The sequence below is a fragment of the Acinetobacter sp. NBRC 110496 genome (assembly GCF_000876115.1).
In the GTDB taxonomy this organism is placed as follows: Bacteria; Pseudomonadota; Gammaproteobacteria; order Pseudomonadales; family Moraxellaceae; genus Acinetobacter.
On record NZ_BBTF01000009.1, the window covers coordinates 1 to 19,952 of the forward strand.

Here is a 19,952-nt window from a genome sequence, read left to right on the forward strand (position 1 = left end):
CCAAACTAAAATTTCTCAAACAAGTTCATCACGTCATTTTTCGTCAGTTTCGCTTCGCCCTCATGATCGGTACTTAGAATAGACTGTGCCAGTTCTGCTTTATTTTGCTGTAAGGCAAGAATTTTTTCTTCTATGCTTTTATTGGTAATCAGCTTATACACAAATACTGGCTTGTCCTGTCCAATCCGCCATGCACGATCTGAAGCTTGATCTTCAGCAGCAGGGTTCCACCATGGATCATAGTGAATGACCGTATCTGCGGCAGTTAGATTCAGACCGACCCCTCCTGCTTTCAGACTGATTAAAAATATCGGCACTTGTCCAGACTGAAATGCTGTAATGACTTCATCTCGCTTTTTGGTCTTTCCAGTCAGCTTCACATAGCCAATTTCTGCGTGATGGAGGTGTTGCTCAATCAGTTCCAACATTGAGGTAAATTGAGAGAAGATAAGAATTTTTCTCCCCTCTTCAACCATTGGAACGACCATATCCATCAACTGTTCAAGTTTGGCAGAGTTTGCCTGCCCAATTTTCACTGAATCCAGCTTTAGTAAGCTAGGATGGCAGCACACCTGACGTAGCTTCAGTAAGGCATCTAAAATTTGAATTTGACTACGTTTAAAGCCTTTTTCTGCCACAATTTTCTGAATGCTTGCCTGCATCGTGGCACGAACAGCCTCATATAACTTGGATTGCTGGTCATTCATATCAATATTGACTTCAATCGTGGTTTTTTCTGGCAACTCTTTGGCTACGTCAGTTTTCAAGCGACGTAAAATGAAGGGCTTAATCCGGTTGACCAACTTTTGCCTTAACTGCTGATCACCGCGTTTTTCAATCGGATGACGGTACTTTTTATTAAAAATTTCTTGTGAATATAAAAATCCTGGCATCAGGAAATAAAATAGTGCCCACAGCTCACCCAAATGATTTTCCATAGGTGTACCGGTTAGACATAGACGATGTCGCGCTGTTAATTGCCGTACTACCTGTGCAGCTTTGGCACGCGGATTTTTGATATTCTGCGCCTCATCCAAAATGAGTTGATGATATTCATATTGCTTTAGTTGCTCTTCATCTCTCGCCAGAAGCGGATATGTGGTTAACACAATATCATAGTGCGGAATCTGCTCAAAATACTGATGGCGATCGGGCCCCTGTAGCAGCAATACCTTGAGCTCAGGGGTAAATTTCTCCGCTTCTTTGAACCAGTTATGCATCAGCGATGTGGGTGCAACAATTAAGGCGGGACTGTCCTGTAAATATCCAGCCTGCTTTTCCATGAGTAAATGGGCTAAAGTTTGTGCTGTTTTCCCCAAGCCCATATCATCTGCCAGAATCCCGCCATGCTGGGTTTCCCTTAAAAACTGCAACCAGCCTAAGCCCTGCTGCTGGTATGGACGCAACTCCCCCTGAAAACCTTGTGGTGTCGGCAGTTGTTGCTGGTAGCCTTGTTTGAATTTCTGTACAAATTGCTGCAGGCGATCACTGACCTGCCATGTCATCCCAAGATTATGCTGCAATTCTAATAATTGACTCGCATCATAGCGATCAATACTGCGCTCTTCTTGCTGTAAAATGCTCTGCAGATGCAACAATACCGGCTTAATATCCCTAGCGGATAGAGCCAAATCAGGTTGATCAACTGCAGTTTTCACTGTGAAAATTTGACTGTCATGCAGATGAATAAAAGTCCGTGGATCAAGTAAATCGGGATTTACTCGCACCAAAGCTACGAGCGCATCAAGCAAATTATAAGAATTGCCTGCACTGTCTTGAACCGTCGCCCCGATATTGAACCAGTCCTGCTGACCTTCAGATTCAGTGATAGAAATATTTAAATTTTCAACATATTGCAGATTAAAGGGGCTGTTTTTCAGATGCTCTATCTGCCAGCCCATCAACTCAATTTGATTGATGGGCATCAGCTGTTTAATCCAATCTCCATAGAAAGCAAAAACCATAGAATCAAGACGTTGTTTATCCAGTTTTAATTGATGGTCATAACTAAGATCTTTCACCCACTTCAGTGATTCGACCAATAGCTGTAAACGTTGGATTGACTGTTGTTCCTGAACTAAGTCCCGAAGCTGTCGTACCATTTTGTCATGCTGCTCACCAATAAAACTGTCGCCTGATGTACCTGCTTTTATTCTTCCGCCTGCATAGGAGAATTCAATTTCAGCACAAACAGACTCTTCCCATTTCCAATCAAATTTATCTAAAACACCGAAGCGTAAAATTGGCTGGGGACTACCCTCAAGGACATCAATATGCTGAATAGACTCGGGCTGAGGCAGATTTTTCACGTCTGAATATTGATGAGTCAGTTTCTCAAACTCTGGCAAGAGCATAGATGGAAGATCAGGCATCTGTAAAAAATGGTACAGAAGATTTGCCGTATATTCACCATATAACTGGCCCACCGTATTCTGTTGAATATCCACATAACACGGTGGCTGGCTCGCGAGAATCTGAATATGTGGATTTGATTTTAAATCGAGTCGAATATCACCATTGACCAATTCAATGTTTAAATGCTCTGTCTGTTTGTTTATACCTTGTTGCCAGATCAGTTCGATGTGATAGCCTTGTTCTGACCATTTAAGTGCAGTATGGCTCTTTTTTTGCCAGTACACATCGCCACTTTGAATAAAAGATTTGAAATGCTCCAATAAAATGCTTGAGATATCAAGATTGCTTTGATAAAAGCGTTCGTCACTGTTTATTTTGGCATAATAATAAATCTGGTTAAATAATTGTCGTTTTTGTTCAGGTAAAGTCAGATGCTTTCTGGTGATATTTTCATATTGGGTATAATAACTTTCCCCTGCAATTGAGCCGTTCTTATTGCGTCTGGCCTTCTGAACATCAACTGTCAATTTCTTTAAGCTGATCGACTGATCTAGCAGGTAAATTAAATAATTGTTTGTTTTGACAGATTGCTCTGGTTCAGTCTGTTGTAAATACCGTTTAAAATCATTCAACCAGCGCTGCGCCTGATCATCCCCCCATCGGCGTTTTGCGATTCCCTGCGGAGATTGAGATTCAGCATAATGCTGTTGAAATTCCTGACGATATTCTTGAAAGAATAACCGCGCTAAAGCAGCAGCATGTTTACAGTTATATCCAACTGGACAAGTGCAGTCATCATCGATTAAACGGTCTTTTTTAAGATTATAGGTAATCGCGGTATCGTAATAATCTGTCCCTTCAATTTGAGCATACATCGTGACATCATCATTTTCCTCAAAGAACTCAATTGTTTCCCTATCAATGTGTTTAGCATAGCTCAGACTGCGCTGAAGAGTTGCAGTACTAAAGCGAGATAGAAAATTGATCAATAAGGACATAATTACCAGACACCAAAATGTTTATACAATTATAACGGACAAAGCTGTCATTTCAGAACAGTAGGGCTCGCCAACGTATCAGAAGAAAATAAATCCATGCTCAAAAAAAACTTAATGTTTACTACAATGGATGGGGTGAACATTGGCTCGATTTGTAAGGTTGCAATCCTATTCAGCAATATCGCTCATGATCTATTACCTGGACAAATTCAAGTGAGACTCTCCAACTGATCCAAAATAGGATTGAGCATAATATTCATTTATTGCACTGAATAACTTTCACAAAGCTTCTATGAAGGGCTTTATTTTAACCGTTGTTTTATCACGGCATAAGCTACACCAGTCACCACACTTCCAATCGCAATCGCCAATAAATATTTTAATGGATAATTCATCGCATTCGGAATGATCAGTACCATTACACCGCCATGCGGAGTGACTAGTTCACATTTAAATAATGCAACCAAAGCCCCAGTTACAGCACCACCTGCGATCGCGCATGGAAGCACTCGAATCGGGTCTTTGGCAGCAAACGGAATAGCCCCTTCCGAGATGAAACATAGGCCCAGAACTACAGCAGCCTTCCCTGCATCTTGCTCAGGTTTGGCAAATTTATGCTTTGCCAGAAAAGTTGCAATTGCCATACCCAACGGTGGTACCATACCCGCAGCCATGGTAATCGCCATCGGTCCGTATGTTTGTGACGTAAGTAAGCCTACCGTAAAGGCATAAGCTGCTTTATTTATTGGCCCCCCAACATCAATACACATCATACTCCCAAGGATAACCCCCATGATCATGGCATTGGTCGTCCCCATATTGGCAAGGAAGTGTGTGAGTAATTCAAACAATTGTGCAACAGGCTGTCCAACCACATAAATCATGATTAAACCAACAGCTAAACTGGCCAATAGTGGAATAATCAAAATTGGTTTTAATGCTTCTAGGCTACTTGGGAGTTTAAGCTGTTTCGATAAAAATAACGCAATATAACCTGCAATAAAACCTGCAACTAATCCACCGAGAAAGCCTGCCTCTAATTGTGTAGCAAGTAAACCGCCAATCAAACCTGGAGTTAAACCCGGACGATCCGCAATAGAATAAGCAATGTAACCTGCCAGCATAGGTACCATAAGAGTAAATGCTGCAGCACCTATTTGCTTTAAGGATGCGGCAAAGCTTCCTTCAACAGGATTGAGGCCGAACATAAACGAGATGGCAATGATCAAACCGCCCGCCACCACCATCGGCAGCATGAAAGACACCCCTGTTAAAAGGTGTTTATAAATTCCAGTTTTTTCTTTGTTTTCATTTTCTGTCTTAGTGGCTGTTTGCTTACCCGTTTCAAGCACTTTGGCCTCAGCAATTGCATTTGCAAAAGTCTTATCCGTTTGTTTAAGGGCAAATCCTGTACTGCAGCGATATACACGTTTGCCTACAAAGCGATCTGTATTGACCTCAATATCCGTTGCTAAGATCACCACATCTGCTTTGGCAATACTTTCTGCCGATAAAATATTTTTAGCCCCAACCGATCCTTGGGTTTCAACATCAATCTGATAACCGTGCTTTACTGCACCTTGTTGTAAGGCTTCGGCCGCCATAAACGTATGCGCAACACCAGTTGGACATGCTGTAATGGCGACAAACCGTGTAACCTCAGCATTGTCTGCAATAGGTTCATCTACAGCATCTGAATGCTCAAGAACTTGTTGCAAAAGCATGATCGCATCGTGTTGTGCATTATTCAAACCAATGACTTTCACAACCTTGCCACGCAGTTGATCCGCATCTGCCGACTTCTGTCCAACAAAAACAACCGTATCAATAACATTTGATAAATCGAGATGCTCGACTGATGTCGCCACATCATTGGAAATACCAAGTGCTGTTGCTGCTTTGGAGAGTTTTTTGGCCAAAATCACTGCATTAATCGGCTGCTCGGGACTATGTGGCACAAATAAAATATGTTTTATCTCTTGCATCGTATTAACTCAATGATTGGACTGAGATTTGCGATTTCAAATCTTCAATAACAGCAAAGTCTGGAAGGGCAAACCCAATTTGGGTCACAGCGTTGCTCGCAATTGCGGTTGCTGTTTTCAATGTTTCTTCTGGGGAAGTTGAACTCAACAAGCCATGAATCATACCTGCCAGCAAGGAATCTCCCGCACCCACCGTACTTTGGACGGTGACTTTCGGTGCAGTAGCATGCAGGGGTTGCGTGTGGTGAAGCCAGTTCACTCCGTTTTCACCCATCGAGACCACAATATGTTCGATCTGACTATTTAAACTGGCAAAAAGATGCTGCTGTTCTGCAAACGTTTCTGCTGGCAAATGGTAGGTTTCCGTCAACTCATCTGTATTCGGCTTGATCAACCAAGGATGCGCAGCAATTGCTGCTTTCAACGCAACACCACTGGTATCTACTGCGACTTTTTTTCCAGCAGACTGTAACCATAGAATCAGTGTTGAAAGCTCTTCTGCAGAAAAACCTTGTGGCAAACTGCCTGCAATCACAATCACATCAACCTCTAAAATCAGTTGAGATAGGCGTTCACGTAATTGTTGTTTTGCTGAGGTATCTAAAAAAAAGCCCTTGCCATTGATGTCAGTCATCCGACCAGAAGCTTCTGCAACTTTAATGTTTTGTCGTGTTTCACCTGCAACATAAATAAATTGGTTATCAAATTGCTCTTGTTGGATATGATGGTCAAAAATTTGACGGTTTTCTTGCCCCAAAAAGCCACTCACAATCAGTTCATGTCCCAAATCCTTAAGGACCTGAGCCACGTTTAAGCCTTTACCGGCTGCATGACTTTGGGCCGTTAACTGACGATTGACCTCGCCAACTTTTAGTTGATCCAATTGCACGGTGAGGTCAATTGCAGGATTCAGAGTAATGCTTAATATCTTAGCCATTCGGTAATTACTCCACCAATTCACGTACGGCAGACGCACTGTCACAACTTAAGGCTTGCTGTGCGACCTGTTGGCAATTTATATAGTTCAAACCACGAATTTGCGCCTTCACCAATGGAATACTGGTACTCGACATACTCAACTCATCCACGCCCAAGCCTATCAATACAGGCACAGCTTTTGGATCAGCAGCCAATTCACCACAAATGCCCACCCATTTACCATGCTGATGCGCTGCCCGAACCGTTTGATCAATCAATAGCAAAATACTCGGATGTAAGCCATCAGCTTCAGCAGACAACAGTGGATGACCACGGTCAATCGCCAGAGTATATTGAGTCAAGTCATTGGTTCCAATACTAAAAAAATCAACTTCTTGAGCAAGAATTGGAGCCAACAATGCTGCCGCAGGAACCTCAATCATAATACCGACTTGTAAGTTTGCACATGGATGCTGTATGCGAACCTCATCCAAAATTGCTTTTGCTGCTCGCCATTCTTCAACCCGCCCAATCATCGGAAACATAATTCTTAATGGGCGATTATCTGCTGCTTTAAGTAAAGCAACCAATTGCTGACGTAACAATTCTGGCTTACGTAAAGTCAGACGAATACCACGTAAGCCCAAGAATGGATTTTCTTCCTTTTCAATAGGCAAATACGGCAAAGGTTTGTCCCCGCCCACATCAAGTGTACGTACCACCAATGGACGACCCGCCAAAGCATCTAACACCACCCGATAATCAGCTTCTTGTGTAGCCTCATCAGGCGCACTGCTGTGTGACATAAAGACCAATTCTGTGCGTAGCAAACCAATTGCTTCTGCCCCATCGGCCACAGCCTGTATCGTAGCGCCCACTTTGCCAATATTGGCTGCGATTTCAACTTGATGTTGATCCAGTGTGATGGCAGGTTCTAAACAATGCTGTTCCGCTTGTTCTCGCAACTCACGCTGGCGTTGGCGCTCTGCAATGGCATGATCAATCTGAGTTTGCTCGGGTGAGACCACATACTCACCAGTATCCCCATTAATTAGCACGGTAGCATGGTTCTCAATATTTAAAACAGCTACACCCGCACCTACGACTGCTGGAATAGCCAGAGCACGTGCCACAATAGCACTATGGGCACTCGCTCCACCAACCGCGGTCAAAATGCCTGCAACACGATCTTTATTCAGACGCGCTACATCACTCGGACCAACATCATGCATAATTAAGATATAAGGTTGCTCGGGTTCTGTGACATCGGCCACACCGCACAAAGCAGCCAAAACACGCTCACCAATATCCCTTAAATCAGCCGCACGCTCTGCCAGTAAACGATCGCTAAGTGCAGCCTGTGCGGTAGCAGCCACTTCAATATGATCATGCCAAGCTGCAGCAGCAGACAACCCCTGTTTTAAACCGCGTTGTACACTTTGGAGGAGGTCTGGATCATCCAGCATTTCCAAATGTGCCATGAAGATCTGCTTAATGGCAGTAGATTCAGTATGTGCAATGAATTGACGTAAGCTATTTTTCACCTGATGAAGCGCAATTTCAAGCTTTTCATTCTCAGCTTTAAAACTCTGTCCGCGACGTTCATAACTAAATTCGCGTGGCTTCACCACATGAGCAGGACCAAAAGCAAGGCCAGTTGATGCCGCAATACCGCAGCTACCCGTATCGCCATGTGATTCAAAAGGCATTAATTCCAAAGTATTTACGACTGGGTCACTACTGCTGTGCTGATGAGATACAAAATCAACAGCTTCAACCTCTTCTCCTAAGCCCTGTTTAACTGCATCAATAATCTGTTCTAAGCCTGCTACAGCATCGGTATCGGGTTGTGCAATAAAAGTCAGAGTTTGACCACGACGACATCCCATAGCTAATAATTTGGTTAAACTTTTTGCCGAAACGTAAGCCCCCTCATCTACAGCAACGAGAATATCCCCTGCAAATTTCTTAGTCATATTGACCAAGTGTGTCGCGGGACGCGCATGTAGACCATGAGCATTAGCTAAGACAATACGACGAGATGGCCAATCAGGAATCAGTTCAGCACCAATTAACTGCGCCAACTGGTGACTATCTTGCTCTTGGTTGAGGGTATGAACTTGTTCAGTATCAAACAAAATATCCATTAACCGTTGAAACCGTTGCATATCCAGTTGCTCATTACTGGCAATACACACCAAAGTCTTGAGCATTTCCTGCTGATGGCTTAAAACCTGTTCCGCTTTTACCAAACTTACAGCTGGGCTCAAAACATGCTGGTTAGAAGTGATCGACCAGACCCCCTCCCCTAAATGAATCATGCTGTTTAGGTTTAAACCCGACAGAAAACCACACTCCACCATTTTTTGCTGTTTCAGCAACTGTGTTGCGTGCCAAATTAAATCTTCTACATCAAGTGCGGGAACTTGAGTGGCGATTAAATTTTCATGCAATGCCAAAGATGCAGGTTGGGCTTGTAATAATGCAATAATTTGCTCTGCGGATTGAGCCTGTTTCACTTGATCAGCGACATCATTAATTAAAGCCCGCGTCAAAATTTGTAAGACTTGCAAATGCTCATCTGATTTCGCAGCAATCACTACTGCTAAATAAATTTTATTTTCACCGTCCCAAACAACTCCTTCAGGAAAGTGCGCCAGACGAATACCAGTTTTTAAAATATATTGGCGAGACTGAGGCGTCCCATGCGGAATGGCAATTCCTTGCCCTAAATACGTTGCACTTTGTTGTTCGCGCCCGGTCAACCCATGAATATAATCAGGTGTAACCAACTGGTCTTCGACCAAGATATCGACTAGACATTGCAACGCTTGTGCTTTATCAGTGGCGTGTTGTTTCATTCGAACATGTTGTATATCTAGCGCGAGCATAAAACGTCCTTGCAAAGCAGCATAGTGAGAAGCCATGCCTTTTTTACTGGAAAAAAAATAAAAGTCGAATTCTACTCAGGATTTACCCGAAAATCTGTATTTTTTGATTTTATCTTCATGATCATCATTACAACGTAATTAAGAAACGACGAGATTCTTCAGAATTCAGCGTTGCGATAGTTGGATTTAATCCTAATTGAACCGTAGCCTCAGACAACACCCCTCTCATCATAAAATTATACCAGTCAGTAAAATACCCTTAGATTAAGCATATGTATGTTGGTTATTATTGTTGATTATCACAATAAATTAGTGACCAAAAATCAAAGTACCCCATCCCACCTTAAATTACGTCACACAAAATAAAAACCCTATATAACTGTTATATATAGAGTTTATTAACATACAAATTATGTTATTTAGTGTATTTTATGTCGGTGACTCTTGCCAAGGTTGGGGTCAGGAGTTCGAGCCTCCTTTCCCGCTCCAGATTCAAAAAAGCCCTAGTCGAAAGATTAGGGCTTTTTTCTTGTGTTTTAATTCATACCTTATTTTAAATCACGGGTTTATTCGCCTCTACCCACGCTTTAAAGCCACCATCCAGATGCGCCACATTGCGATAGCCCAATGCCTGTAATGTCTTTACTGCCAGTGCCGAACGTCCACCACCTGCACAATGCAAAATCGTTCTGATATTCGGTTGCAATTCAGACTTATACATCGGACTACTCGGATCAGCAGCAAACTCTAAAGTGCCACGGGAGATATGCAATGCGCTTGGTATTGTTCCAGCAACGCGCTCTTCTGCATCTCGGACATCAATCAGAATAGCCTGTCCCGAAGCTAATTCCTGTTCAACTTGATCTGGCGTCAGATTTTCAATGTCTGATTTTGCCTGTTTAACCCATTCAGCGACTGAATTCATTGTCATCACCCACTTGTATGTACGTCACTCAAAATACTAACGCACCTTCGTTTCTATAAGTGTGCATAAATACACTTTAAAACAAAGATTAATAATGAATCACTCAAACAATCACTAAAATTGAATGCTCCACGTGGAACCTTTTACATTCCTCAAAGAAAAAGGTGCTTCCAATTACTTGGAAACACCTTTTCAGATTCATTCCTTATCCTTAAGACGGTTCTGTGACTTTGGTCTGTACATTGACTGCTTTTTTGCGCTCAGTTTCCATCCCAGCCAGCAGTCCATCCCGTGGCATAAAGGTGGTCGAGATAATCGCAATCACCGCCATACTACCAATATATATCATAATCAGATGCGGACTACCGCCCCCAACACTGAGTAGCTTCGTCGCAATCAACGGCGCTAGTCCACCACCCAATACCCCCGCCAACTGCACCGAAATTGAGATCCCGCTATAACGGATTTCTGCCGGAAACTGCCGTGCAAACAGCTGCGCTTGCGGTGCGTACATAATTGGGAACACTACGCCAATCGCCAACACGATTGCAGTCCAGACCAACACGGGGTCTTTGGTATTGAGCATGCTAAAGAACGGATAGCCATACAGCGCCAGTACACATAGGCCAAACATAAACATATTACGCTGACCGACTTTATCGGACAAATGTCCACATAATGGGGTCATAAACATAATCACAATGGCCCCACAAATGGTGGCAAATAGGATCTCTTGTCTGTCAATCCCCAACTGTGTGGTGGTGTAGGCCAAAGTAAAGGTCGAGGCAATATAAAACCATGCATTCTCGGCTGCACGCGCCACAATAATGGTGATCAGTTGCTTCGGATGCTTTTTAAAGACCTGTAAAGCCGGGACTTTAACTTCTTCCGCCTGCTGCTTCACTTTTTCAAAATCGGGAGACTCTGGCACTTTGACTCGAATGTACCAACCGACTGCCAGTAACACGATGCTGGCAAGAAACGGAATCCGCCAACCCCAACTAAACAAAGCCTGTTCGGGCAATAAAGATACCAATCCCAATGCAAGTGAGGCCAGCATCAAACCACCGCCAGTACTGGCTTGAGGCAGGCTACCCCAAAACCCCTTTTTGCCCTCTGGCGCATGTTCCACCGCCATTAACACGGCACCGCCCCACTCGCCCCCCATGGCCATACCTTGGACAAAGCGCAAGATCACCAAACAGATGGCAGCCCAGTAACCGATTGATTCATAGGTCGGTAACAGGCCAATCAGGACGGTGGGAATCCCCATTAGCATCAGGGTCAGCAGCAACATCGATTTTCGCCCGATCTTGTCACCAAAATGTCCAAACACCAAACCACCCAAGGGTCGCCCAATGAAACCCACGGCATAGGTGGCGAATGCGGCAAGCACACCCGTCAGCGGGTCAAGATTAGGGAAAAACAATTTATTAAAAATTAAAGCTGCTGCAGCACCGTAGATAAAAAAGTCATACCACTCAATCGTAGTGCCCACCATACTTGAGATACCCGCCAAGCGATGAGATGACTTTTTAGGAGATGAACCGTTTCCATGTATTGTTTGCATCATCATGTTCCTTTCTTGGATTTTCTTGTTTTATATTTTTTGCGGACCATCAGTCCTGATCATCCGCATTTCAGACTGCTTAATACTCCTTAGATGAGTCAATATGAATGATTAGATTTAGCTGAGTTTTTCCAGAATCTGTTCCAGTTCTGGATTCCGTTGTTGCCACTGTGGTTGTTTATCTTTATCAACGATCAAGGCACGTACCCCTTCAATGAAATCGCCATGATCAAACCAAATATCTTGCAGATCCCGTTCCAGTTGCATGCACTGTGCTAAAGACAGACCTCGACCTAAATGTTGCAGCTTCAAACTAGTTTGTTTGGCGATAGATGAACGCTGTTGCAAAATGCTCAGCATTTTTTCTGCCCAAGGTCGCAACTGTTCATCCTGTTCTTGTGCCAGACTATGTTCAATTTCATCCACATGCTGAAAACCGAAATGCTTGCGTATGCCATCTGCCAACGGTTTCAGTTCACTTTCAGCCGGTCGGGTAATAAAGCAAGCGACAATATGCTCAATATTCTGTTTGCTTAAATTCGGCTCATTGATCAGCGCCTGTTGCAAAGCCTCTAATTTGTCGCTCGGCACATGGTAATCAATCAAGTCCAAATAAAGCGCATCACTGCTGCTGATCTGCTCGCCTGTAAGCGCCAGATACACGCCAATGTCATCCAGTCGAGACAGGAAATGGGTGGCACCGACATCAGGGAAAAAGCCAATTGCAGTTTCAGGCATGGCAAATCGAGATTTTTCACTGCTCACCACAATATGACAGGCTTGCGCCAAGCCAAAACCACCTCCCAGTACATAACCATCCAGCACAACAACGATAGGTTTTTCATATTCACGCAGCAGGTTCAGCATTTTATATTCGGCGCTAAAATAGCCCGTATAATCAGCCGTATCATTTTTATAACTGTCATACAGATAGCGAATATCTCCACCTGCACAGAAGGCTTTCGGGCTATTCGACTTAATCAAAACCGCTTGAATCGACGCATCATCGCGCCACAATTCCAGTTGATTACAAATACCCTCAATCATCTCCAGTGACAGTGCATTTAAATGTTTGACCCGATCTAAGCTAATCAGGCCAAGACTACCTTTTTGCTCAATCATTAACTGCTGTTCGATATTCATTTTATTGATCTCTTATCGATGATTAAATTTGGCCTGACGTTTTTCCACAAAGGCCTGCATGCCTTCTTTCTGATCGGATGTCGCAAAAATGGAGTGAAACATGCGTCGTTCAAAACGTAAGCCTTCGGTCAAATTGACCTCAAAGGCACGATTAATGCTTTCTTTCAGCATCATATTGGCGGTTAAAGAGCGCGCAGCAATGTTTTCTGCCGCTTGCAAGGTCTGTTTCAATAATTCGTGTTTATCAAACACGCGTGCGACCAAACCACTTTGCTCAGCTTCAACCGCACCCATTTGCCGTGCAGTGAGGCACATTTCCATAGCTTTGGCTTTGCCAATCGCATGGGTTAAACGTTGTGTACCGCCAATCCCGGGAATCACCCCCAAGGTAATTTCGGGCAAACCGAACTTGGCATTGTCCGCACAATAGATAACGTCGCACATCAATGCCAACTCACAACCACCGCCAAGCGCATAACCACTGACCGCAGCAATCAACGGTTTACGGCGTTGCGCAATACGATCGGCCAGATGGAAAAAATCATCAAAATAAATATCGGGAAAGTTCAGCTCGGCCATTTCCTTAATGTCAGCCCCCGCGGCAAAGGCTTTTTCTGAACCTGCCAACACCATACAGCCAATCTCGCGATCTTTCTCTAACTCATCTAGCGCCTGATTGATTTCACTGATCAACTCAGTATTTAAGGCATTGAGGGCTTGGGGACGATTCAGGGTAATCAATCCCACGCCATTGCGTTTTTCGAATAAGATGGTTTGCCACTGCATCATGGATTCCTTGTTATATTGTTATAAGCTACGTGCGATCACTAAGCGTTGAATATCGCTAGTGCCTTCATAAATCTGGCAAATTCGGGCATCTCGATAGATCCGTTCAATGGGAAAATCTTTGAGATAACCATAGCCACCAAACACCTGTAGCGCAGCCGAACAGACACGTTCGGTCATTTCCGAAGCAAACAGCTTGGCCATGGAAGCCTCATTCAAACAAGGTTGCCCTGCTTCTTTAAGACGTGCAGCGTAATGCACCAATTGTCGTGCTGCTTCGATCTCGGTCGCCATACTGGCCAGACGGAAAGCCAGTGCCTGATGCTCAAAAATTGCTTTGCCAAAGGTCAGACGCTCTTTCGCGTAGCGCGTGGCTTCTTCCAATGCTGCACGTGCCAACCCGACCGCCTGTGCCGCAATGCCGATACGTCCACCTTCCAGATTGGCAAGCGCAATTTTCAGCCCCTCACCTTCCGCACCCAACATCAGGCTTTTATGAATACGCACATCAGTCAGCGCAATCTGACAGGTATCTAAGGCATGTAAACCCAGTTTCTCTTCGACCCGAATCACTTCGTATCCCGCTGTATCACGTGGCACGAGAAAAGCACTAATGCCCTTCTTGCCTGCACTTGGATCAGTCACGGCAAATACGATAATCACCCCAGCGTTATCACCCGAGGTAATAAACTGCTTGGCGCCATTGAGAATATAGTCATCGCCATCTTTGACCGCACGGGTTTTAATCGCCGCGGCATCTGAACCGGTATGCGGCTCCGTCAGGGCAAAAGCACCGATCATTTCTCCCTGCGCCAGAGGCAACAGAAAACGCTGTTTTTGTTCATCCGTTCCAAATTTTAAAATCGGTACACAGCCTACTGAATTATGCACACTCATGATGGTCGAAGTGGCACCATCAGCTGCAGCAACTTCTTCAAGTGCCAAGACATAAGCAAGATTGCCCGTATCGGAACCACCCCATTGCTCGGGAATCAACATGCCCATAAAGCCAAGCTGTCCCATCTGTGCCAGTGCTGCTTTTGGGAAAGTACCATGCCGATCCCAGTCACTGGCATTCGGTTTAATCTGTTCTTGGGCGAAGCTTTTCGCCATATCTCGAATGAGACCTTGTTCTTCAGTCAATTGCATCTTGTCTTCCCTATCCTACTTTGGCTTGCTGTTTCGCAATTTCCTGATTGCGCAATAAAAAGCGCTGAATTTTGCCGCTTGGGGTTTTTGGCAGTTCAGTGACGAACTCGACCAGTCGCGGATAGGCATGCGCAGACAGGCGTTTTTTCACAAACTGACTCAGTTCTTCCGCCAGTTGTTCCAAGGGCTGAATGCCTGCCGATAAAATTACAAAGGCTTTCACCACTTCGGTCCGCTCTGGATCAGGCACCCCGATCACTGCCGCTTCAACTACCGCATCGTGTTCCAGCAAGGCACTTTCCACATCAAAGGGGCCAATCCGATAGCCCGACGTGGTGATCACATCATCACTGCGTCCGACAAAACTCATGCTGCCATCGGCATGCAACTCGGCAGTATCACCCGTCAAATAGTACTGACCAATAAAAGGCGATTTACGGGTTTCATGATAGCCACCAAACCACATCATCGGTGACTGGCTGATATCCACGGCTAAAATGCCCGGCGTATCTGCGGGCAATTCTTCGCCCTGTTCATTGACCACGGCAACACGATAACCTGCGCTGGCAAAACCTGCTGAACCCGCACGAACCTCATGGCTTAAACCATGGTGATTGCACACCACCATGCCCACCTCCGTCTGTCCATAATGGTCATAAATCGGTGCATCTAGCTCCTGTTTAAACCAGCGAATCACTTCTGGATTCAACGGCTCTCCTGCACTGCTGACCACACGGAACTGGCCTTTCAGTGCTGCCATCTGAGCAGGATCCGCCGCCATCATCATGCGGTAAGCGGTGGGTGCACCCGCCAGATTGGTAATCTGATAATCCTTGACAATCTGACACAGACTGTCGGTACTAAAACCACCGTCATAGAACAAGATAGCATGACCCAAAAATAACGGCCCAGTAATACCAAAGTACAAGCCATATGCCCAACCTGGATCGGCAATATTCCAGAACGAATCCTCTTCCCTTAAACCAACCGCATCTTGCATATAGCGAGCAAAAGCCAGTAAGGCTTTTAACGGCACTTCTAATGGTTTGGCGGGGCCTGTGGTTCCCGAGGTAAACATCAATAAAAATGGATCTTGCAGGGTTCGCATCACCAAGTCACAGTGCTCAGGTTGCTGCTGTACTTCATCCCAGAAATTAAAGTCTTCTGGATTTAACGGTGTAGCTTGCTGATCTGCAACCGTGACAATTGCTGGACAACGCTCAACTTCATCCAGTTTGCTGCGGTTACCCGTATCTGTCACCACCAACTTACTTTGTGCCAGTTGCAGACGATGCTCGATTGCCTTGGGGCCAAATGCAGTAAACAAAGGTTGATATACCGCACCAATCCGCCATGCCGCGAAAATCGTCACCAACAGCTCGGGGGTTCTCGGCAATAATCCTGAAATACGATCACCTGCTTTTACACCCTGAGATTTTAAGAAATTGGCAAATTGACTCGACCATTGTTGTAACTGGCGAAAAGTGTATTGTTCTTTACGACCATCTTTGCCTTGCCAATACAAGGCGATCTTGTCGTCATGCGCATGGCGATCACAACATTCATAACAGGCATTCAACGCATCGACTGAACCTGACAGCATTTGTGTTGCTGTACTGTGCAGATCAAAAGCCCGTACCGTCTCTTTATAATTCAACATCTGTGTTCCCTCAGTCTGGTTTGATTGTTATTCATGACAGAGTTTAATTTTTTGATCAGCCATCCTTTGGCTTGAGCTGTTATGCCTCTGGCGGCAGGTATTGCTGAATAATGCTGGAAAAATCGAGATGCGCATTGCCACGCATACACATTTGCTGATACAGCTGTTGCACCATCCCACCCAACACAATCGGTTGTTTGACCTGTCCTGCCGCTTCTACCGCAAGCCCCAAGTCTTTCAACATCAACTGAGTCGCAAAACCATCTTGATAGCCACGTGAAGCGGGTGCATTTTCGTTAATCTGCGGCCATGGATTACAGACTTCCGAACTCCAGCAACGCCCGCTTGAAGTGTTAATCACCCCTGCCAAAGCATGTGGATCAATACCGAGTTTGGCACCGAGTGCCATGCCTTCGGCGACCGCGGCCATGGAAATCCCGAGAATCAGGTTATTGCAGATTTTGGCAATTTGACCTGCACCCACCTCGCCGCAATGCACCACGTTTTTGCCCATGTGACTGAGTACAGGTTTGACTTCATCAAAAGTCTGGTCATTGGCACCGACCATAAAAGTCAAAGTCCCTGCTTGTGCGCCGATGGTGCCACCTGACACAGGCGCATCGCAAATATGGATATTTTTACTTTGGGCAACCGCTGCAATGTCCTTGATGGTTTGTGGGTCAATGGTACTGCTATCGATGCATAAGCTGCCTGCTTTCAGTACTTGAAGTACGCCATTTTCACCGAGATAGACTTCTTTGACATGTTTGGCCGCAGGTAACATACTGATCAGCACATCGGCTTGTTTGGCAGCCGCTTGAGGGCTGTCACAAACCACACCACCTGCCTCGGCAAAGTGCTGAATGGCCACTTCGCTGAGGTCATACCCATAGACGGTTAGTCCGGCTTTAAGCAGATTTTGGGCCATTCTGCCGCCCATATTCCCTAGACCGATAAAGGCGATATTCATCCATGATCCCCTTAACGTAAATTGATGGTGGTGTTGACACTACCCACTTCGTGACTGTCTTCAAACCAGCGGCTGGTAATGGTTTTAGTTTGAGTATAGAACTGCACCGCCTGTTTACCATAAGGGCCTAAATCACCCAGTTTTGAACCACGTGAACCGGTAAAACTAAAAAACGGTACAGGGACAGGAATTGGAATATTGATGCCGACTTGACCGATATCAATCAGGTTCTGGAAAGTCCGTGCTGTTGCGCCACTTTGCGTGAATAATCCCACACCGTTACCAAATGGATTGGCATTGATCAATGCGATCGCCTGCTCCAGCGTGTCGACACAAATAATCGCCAGTACAGGTCCAAAGATTTCTTCTTTATAAATGCGCATATCCGTGCTTACACCACTGAAAATGGTTGCACCGACAAAATTACCGTCCTCATAACCCAACACCTGAACATCACGACCATCCAGCAACAGTTCTGCACCTTGCTCGACTCCGCTATTGATCAAATCCAGTACACGGGCTTTGGCACGTTTTGAAATGACCGGGCCAATATCGGTATTGGGTTCATGGCCTGCATTCACAGTTAGGGTTTTGGCTTTTTCAACCAACTCGGGAATCCAGTGTTTACTTTCACCAACCATCACAGCGACCGACAGTGCCATACAACGTTGCCCTGCTGCACCAAATGCCGCACCAACTAAAGCATTTAAGGTTTGTTCTTTATTGGCATCGGGCATTACCGCCACATGGTTTTTCGCGCCCATCATCGATTGCACACGTTTACCATGCTGCCCTGCAAGGTTATAGACATGGGTGCCCACTGCAGTCGAACCAACAAAGGAAATCGCTTTAATATCTGGATGGGTACACAGGCGATCAACCACTTCTTTACCACCATGCACCACATTCAGCACCCCTGCTGGAATACCGGCCTGAATCGCGAGTTCCACCAACATCATGGTCGAAAGCGGATCTTGTTCAGAAGGCTTCAACACAAAGGTATTGCCACAGACGATCGCCATCGGGAACATCCACAACGGAATCATGGCGGGGAAATTAAATGGGGTTATCCCCGCACATACGCCCAAAGGCTGCTGTACCGTATAGGTATCGACGCCACGCGCCACACCTTCAACGTATTCACCCATCTGCAAAGTGCCAACTGAACAGGCATGCTCAACCACTTCCAGACCACGTTGAATATCGCCTTCCGCATCGGCCAAGGTCTTACCCTGTTCAGCGGTCAGCACCTGTGCAATCGCTTTCATATTGGTACGAATCAAATCTTGCAGTTTCAGCATGATGCGCATGCGCGCCTGAATCGGGGTTTGACGCCAAGAAGCAAATGCTGCTTGTGCAGATTGAATTGCTGCATCAACTTCTTGCACCGTCGCAAATGGCACACGACCAATCACTTCCTGCGTTGCAGGATTAATAATGTCTTGCCATCGTTGGGTTTCTGATTCGATAAAACTGCCGTTAATGAGTAACTTGGCTGTTTCCAATTGAATATTTTGGATTGTGTTCATAACCTCTCCATAGGCCGTATTTTTATTGTGTTCAATGTTCAGAAAATATCGATCGTCGTATTTTCTTTATTCAGCTTTTATTCGAGACTAACAAAGAAAGCTTTGACCACCAACGCAAATTAATGCACGATCGTTGTGCAAATATGCACATGGACGACCATAACAATGAAAGTGGATTGGGATCATCTACAGTTTTTTTTAGTACTGGCACGCACCAAAACCCTGACCAATGCGGCACGGATCATCGGGGTGGAACACAGTACCGTGGCACGGCGGATTCAGGCCTTAGAGCAAGCTTTAGGGGTGACCTTATTTAAACGTGAAGCCTCGGGTTATGAACTCACGCTAGAAGGTTTGGCATTGGTGCCACGGGTTGAGCAAATGGAATATGCCTTCTTGCAAATTGAAAAGCCTGATCAACCTTTGCAAGGGCGTGTGCGAATTGGCACACCTGAAGGCTTTGGTACTGCATTTTTGGCACGCTTATTAGCGGAGTTTTCCATACAATATCCCTCGCTCACCATTGACCTGATTCCAGTACCGAAAATGATCAAGCTGTCACATCGCGAAGCCGATATTGTGGTCTCCATTGAACGACCAACCTCAGGGCCCTATATCATTACGCGACTCTCGGATTATTGTTTAAAAATTTATGGCAGCAAAAGCTATCTGTCTCAGCATCCACCGATTCGGCATTTGCAGGATTTAACTCCACATCGCTTTGTCAATTATATTGATGATCTGGTGTATAGCCCCGAGTTGTACTGTCTGGAACGTTTACCGTTAAAACTGAATGCCAACTTTCGCAGCAGTAGTATTTTAGCGCAGCAGATTGCCGTAAGTGCGGGTGCAGGATTGGCAATTTTGCCCAAGTTTCTGGCTGATGATAAACCTGAACTGGAGACCGTATTAGAGCAACAGGTGCGCTACACGCATACCTTTTGGATGCTGACCTTTGTCGATTTGCAGCATGAACCCCGTATCAAGTTGGTCTGGGATTATCTACGTAAACAGGCCGATCAATATCAGCACTTATTGGTGGATTAAGCACCATGACCAGAACATAAAAAAAC

Annotated in this window: 12 protein-coding genes and 3 pseudogenes; 2 read left to right on the forward strand and 13 right to left on the reverse strand. The window is 45.1% G+C overall.

Annotated features, from left to right (window positions below; translation table 11 throughout):
* Nucleotides 1-5 precede the first annotated feature (5 nt).
* Nucleotides 6-3,353, reverse strand: coding sequence for a DEAD/DEAH box helicase (locus tag Aba26S_RS06620; RefSeq protein WP_043970884.1), 3,348 nt, complete (start codon nt 3,351-3,353; stop codon nt 6-8).
* Between the two features lie 141 nt (nt 3,354-3,494).
* Between Aba26S_RS06620 and Aba26S_RS21615 the strand changes: the two are divergent.
* A pseudogene (locus tag Aba26S_RS21615) lies at nt 3,495-3,625 on the forward strand (serine/threonine-protein kinase HipA); the annotation flags it as partial.
* Between the two features lie 30 nt (nt 3,626-3,655).
* Here Aba26S_RS21615 and Aba26S_RS06625 read toward each other — a convergent pair.
* From Aba26S_RS06625 to Aba26S_RS06680, 12 genes and pseudogenes are all read right to left on the reverse strand, one after another.
* Nucleotides 3,656-5,338, reverse strand: a complete 1,683-nt coding sequence (locus tag Aba26S_RS06625) for a fructose-specific PTS transporter subunit EIIC (protein WP_004684344.1) — start codon at nt 5,336-5,338, stop codon at nt 3,656-3,658.
* 4 nt (nt 5,339-5,342) lie between these two features.
* Nucleotides 5,343-6,275, reverse strand: a complete 933-nt coding sequence (gene pfkB, locus Aba26S_RS06630; RefSeq protein ID WP_005403886.1) for a 1-phosphofructokinase — start codon at nt 6,273-6,275, stop codon at nt 5,343-5,345.
* A 7-nt stretch (nt 6,276-6,282) separates the two neighbouring features.
* Nucleotides 6,283-7,932: pseudogene (gene ptsP, locus Aba26S_RS21620) on the reverse strand (phosphoenolpyruvate--protein phosphotransferase); the annotation flags it as partial.
* An 86-nt stretch (nt 7,933-8,018) separates the two neighbouring features.
* Nucleotides 8,019-9,147, reverse strand: a pseudogene (gene fruB / locus Aba26S_RS21625) (fused PTS fructose transporter subunit IIA/HPr protein); the annotation flags it as partial.
* A 553-nt stretch (nt 9,148-9,700) separates the two neighbouring features.
* The gene (locus Aba26S_RS06645; RefSeq protein WP_043970888.1) at nt 9,701-10,072 is read right to left on the reverse strand and encodes a rhodanese-like domain-containing protein; all 372 of its coding nucleotides are present in this window, start codon (nt 10,070-10,072) and stop codon (nt 9,701-9,703) included.
* Between the two features lie 211 nt (nt 10,073-10,283).
* Nucleotides 10,284-11,642, reverse strand: a complete 1,359-nt coding sequence (locus Aba26S_RS06650) for an MFS transporter (RefSeq protein WP_043970891.1) — start codon at nt 11,640-11,642, stop codon at nt 10,284-10,286.
* 117 nt (nt 11,643-11,759) lie between these two features.
* Nucleotides 11,760-12,785, reverse strand: a complete 1,026-nt coding sequence (locus Aba26S_RS06655; RefSeq protein WP_043970892.1) for an enoyl-CoA hydratase/isomerase family protein — start codon at nt 12,783-12,785, stop codon at nt 11,760-11,762.
* Between the two features lie 12 nt (nt 12,786-12,797).
* Nucleotides 12,798-13,571: an enoyl-CoA hydratase gene (locus Aba26S_RS06660; protein ID WP_043970894.1), complete on the reverse strand. Its 774-nt coding sequence runs from the start codon at nt 13,569-13,571 to the stop codon at nt 12,798-12,800.
* Between the two features lie 21 nt (nt 13,572-13,592).
* Entirely contained in the window at nt 13,593-14,720 is a 1,128-nt protein-coding gene (locus Aba26S_RS06665; RefSeq protein ID WP_043970896.1) for an acyl-CoA dehydrogenase family protein, read from the reverse strand.
* A gap of 10 nt (nt 14,721-14,730) precedes the next feature.
* Nucleotides 14,731-16,380 carry an AMP-binding protein gene (locus Aba26S_RS06670; protein ID WP_043970898.1) on the reverse strand — a complete coding sequence of 550 codons (1,650 nt, stop codon included), beginning with the start codon at nt 16,378-16,380 and terminating at the stop codon, nt 14,731-14,733.
* 79 nt (nt 16,381-16,459) lie between these two features.
* The gene (mmsB, locus tag Aba26S_RS06675; RefSeq protein ID WP_043970900.1) at nt 16,460-17,350 is read right to left on the reverse strand and encodes a 3-hydroxyisobutyrate dehydrogenase; all 891 of its coding nucleotides are present in this window, start codon (nt 17,348-17,350) and stop codon (nt 16,460-16,462) included.
* Between the two features lie 11 nt (nt 17,351-17,361).
* The gene (locus Aba26S_RS06680) at nt 17,362-18,879 is read right to left on the reverse strand and encodes a CoA-acylating methylmalonate-semialdehyde dehydrogenase (RefSeq protein WP_043970902.1); all 1,518 of its coding nucleotides are present in this window, start codon (nt 18,877-18,879) and stop codon (nt 17,362-17,364) included.
* A 165-nt stretch (nt 18,880-19,044) separates the two neighbouring features.
* Here Aba26S_RS06680 and Aba26S_RS06685 point away from each other — a divergent pair, with 165 nt between their 5' ends.
* Nucleotides 19,045-19,926 (forward strand): LysR family transcriptional regulator, encoded by an 882-nt coding sequence (locus Aba26S_RS06685; protein WP_043970904.1) that lies wholly within the window; start codon nt 19,045-19,047, stop codon nt 19,924-19,926.
* Nucleotides 19,927-19,952: the final 26 nt, after the last annotated feature.

Excerpts from the sequence above, each read along its gene's own strand:
- Aba26S_RS06620 (WP_043970884.1), bottom strand. The coding sequence starts at position 3,353 with ATGTCCTTATTGATCAATTTTCTATCTCGCTTTAGTACTGCAACTCTT.
- Aba26S_RS06625 (WP_004684344.1), bottom strand. The coding sequence starts at position 5,338 with ATGCAAGAGATAAAACATATTTTATTTGTGCCACATAGTCCCGAGCAG.
- pfkB (WP_005403886.1), bottom strand. The coding sequence starts at position 6,275 with ATGGCTAAGATATTAAGCATTACTCTGAATCCTGCAATTGACCTCACC.
- Aba26S_RS06645 (WP_043970888.1), bottom strand. The coding sequence starts at position 10,072 with ATGAATTCAGTCGCTGAATGGGTTAAACAGGCAAAATCAGACATTGAA.
- Aba26S_RS06650 (WP_043970891.1), bottom strand. The coding sequence starts at position 11,642 with ATGCAAACAATACATGGAAACGGTTCATCTCCTAAAAAGTCATCTCAT.
- Aba26S_RS06655 (WP_043970892.1), bottom strand. The coding sequence starts at position 12,785 with ATGAATATCGAACAGCAGTTAATGATTGAGCAAAAAGGTAGTCTTGGC.
- Aba26S_RS06660 (WP_043970894.1), bottom strand. The coding sequence starts at position 13,571 with ATGCAGTGGCAAACCATCTTATTCGAAAAACGCAATGGCGTGGGATTG.
- Aba26S_RS06665 (WP_043970896.1), bottom strand. The coding sequence starts at position 14,720 with ATGCAATTGACTGAAGAACAAGGTCTCATTCGAGATATGGCGAAAAGC.
- Aba26S_RS06670 (WP_043970898.1), bottom strand. The coding sequence starts at position 16,380 with ATGTTGAATTATAAAGAGACGGTACGGGCTTTTGATCTGCACAGTACA.
- mmsB (WP_043970900.1), bottom strand. The coding sequence starts at position 17,350 with ATGAATATCGCCTTTATCGGTCTAGGGAATATGGGCGGCAGAATGGCC.
- Aba26S_RS06680 (WP_043970902.1), bottom strand. The coding sequence starts at position 18,879 with ATGAACACAATCCAAAATATTCAATTGGAAACAGCCAAGTTACTCATT.
- Aba26S_RS06685 (WP_043970904.1), top strand. The coding sequence starts at position 19,045 with ATGAAAGTGGATTGGGATCATCTACAGTTTTTTTTAGTACTGGCACGC.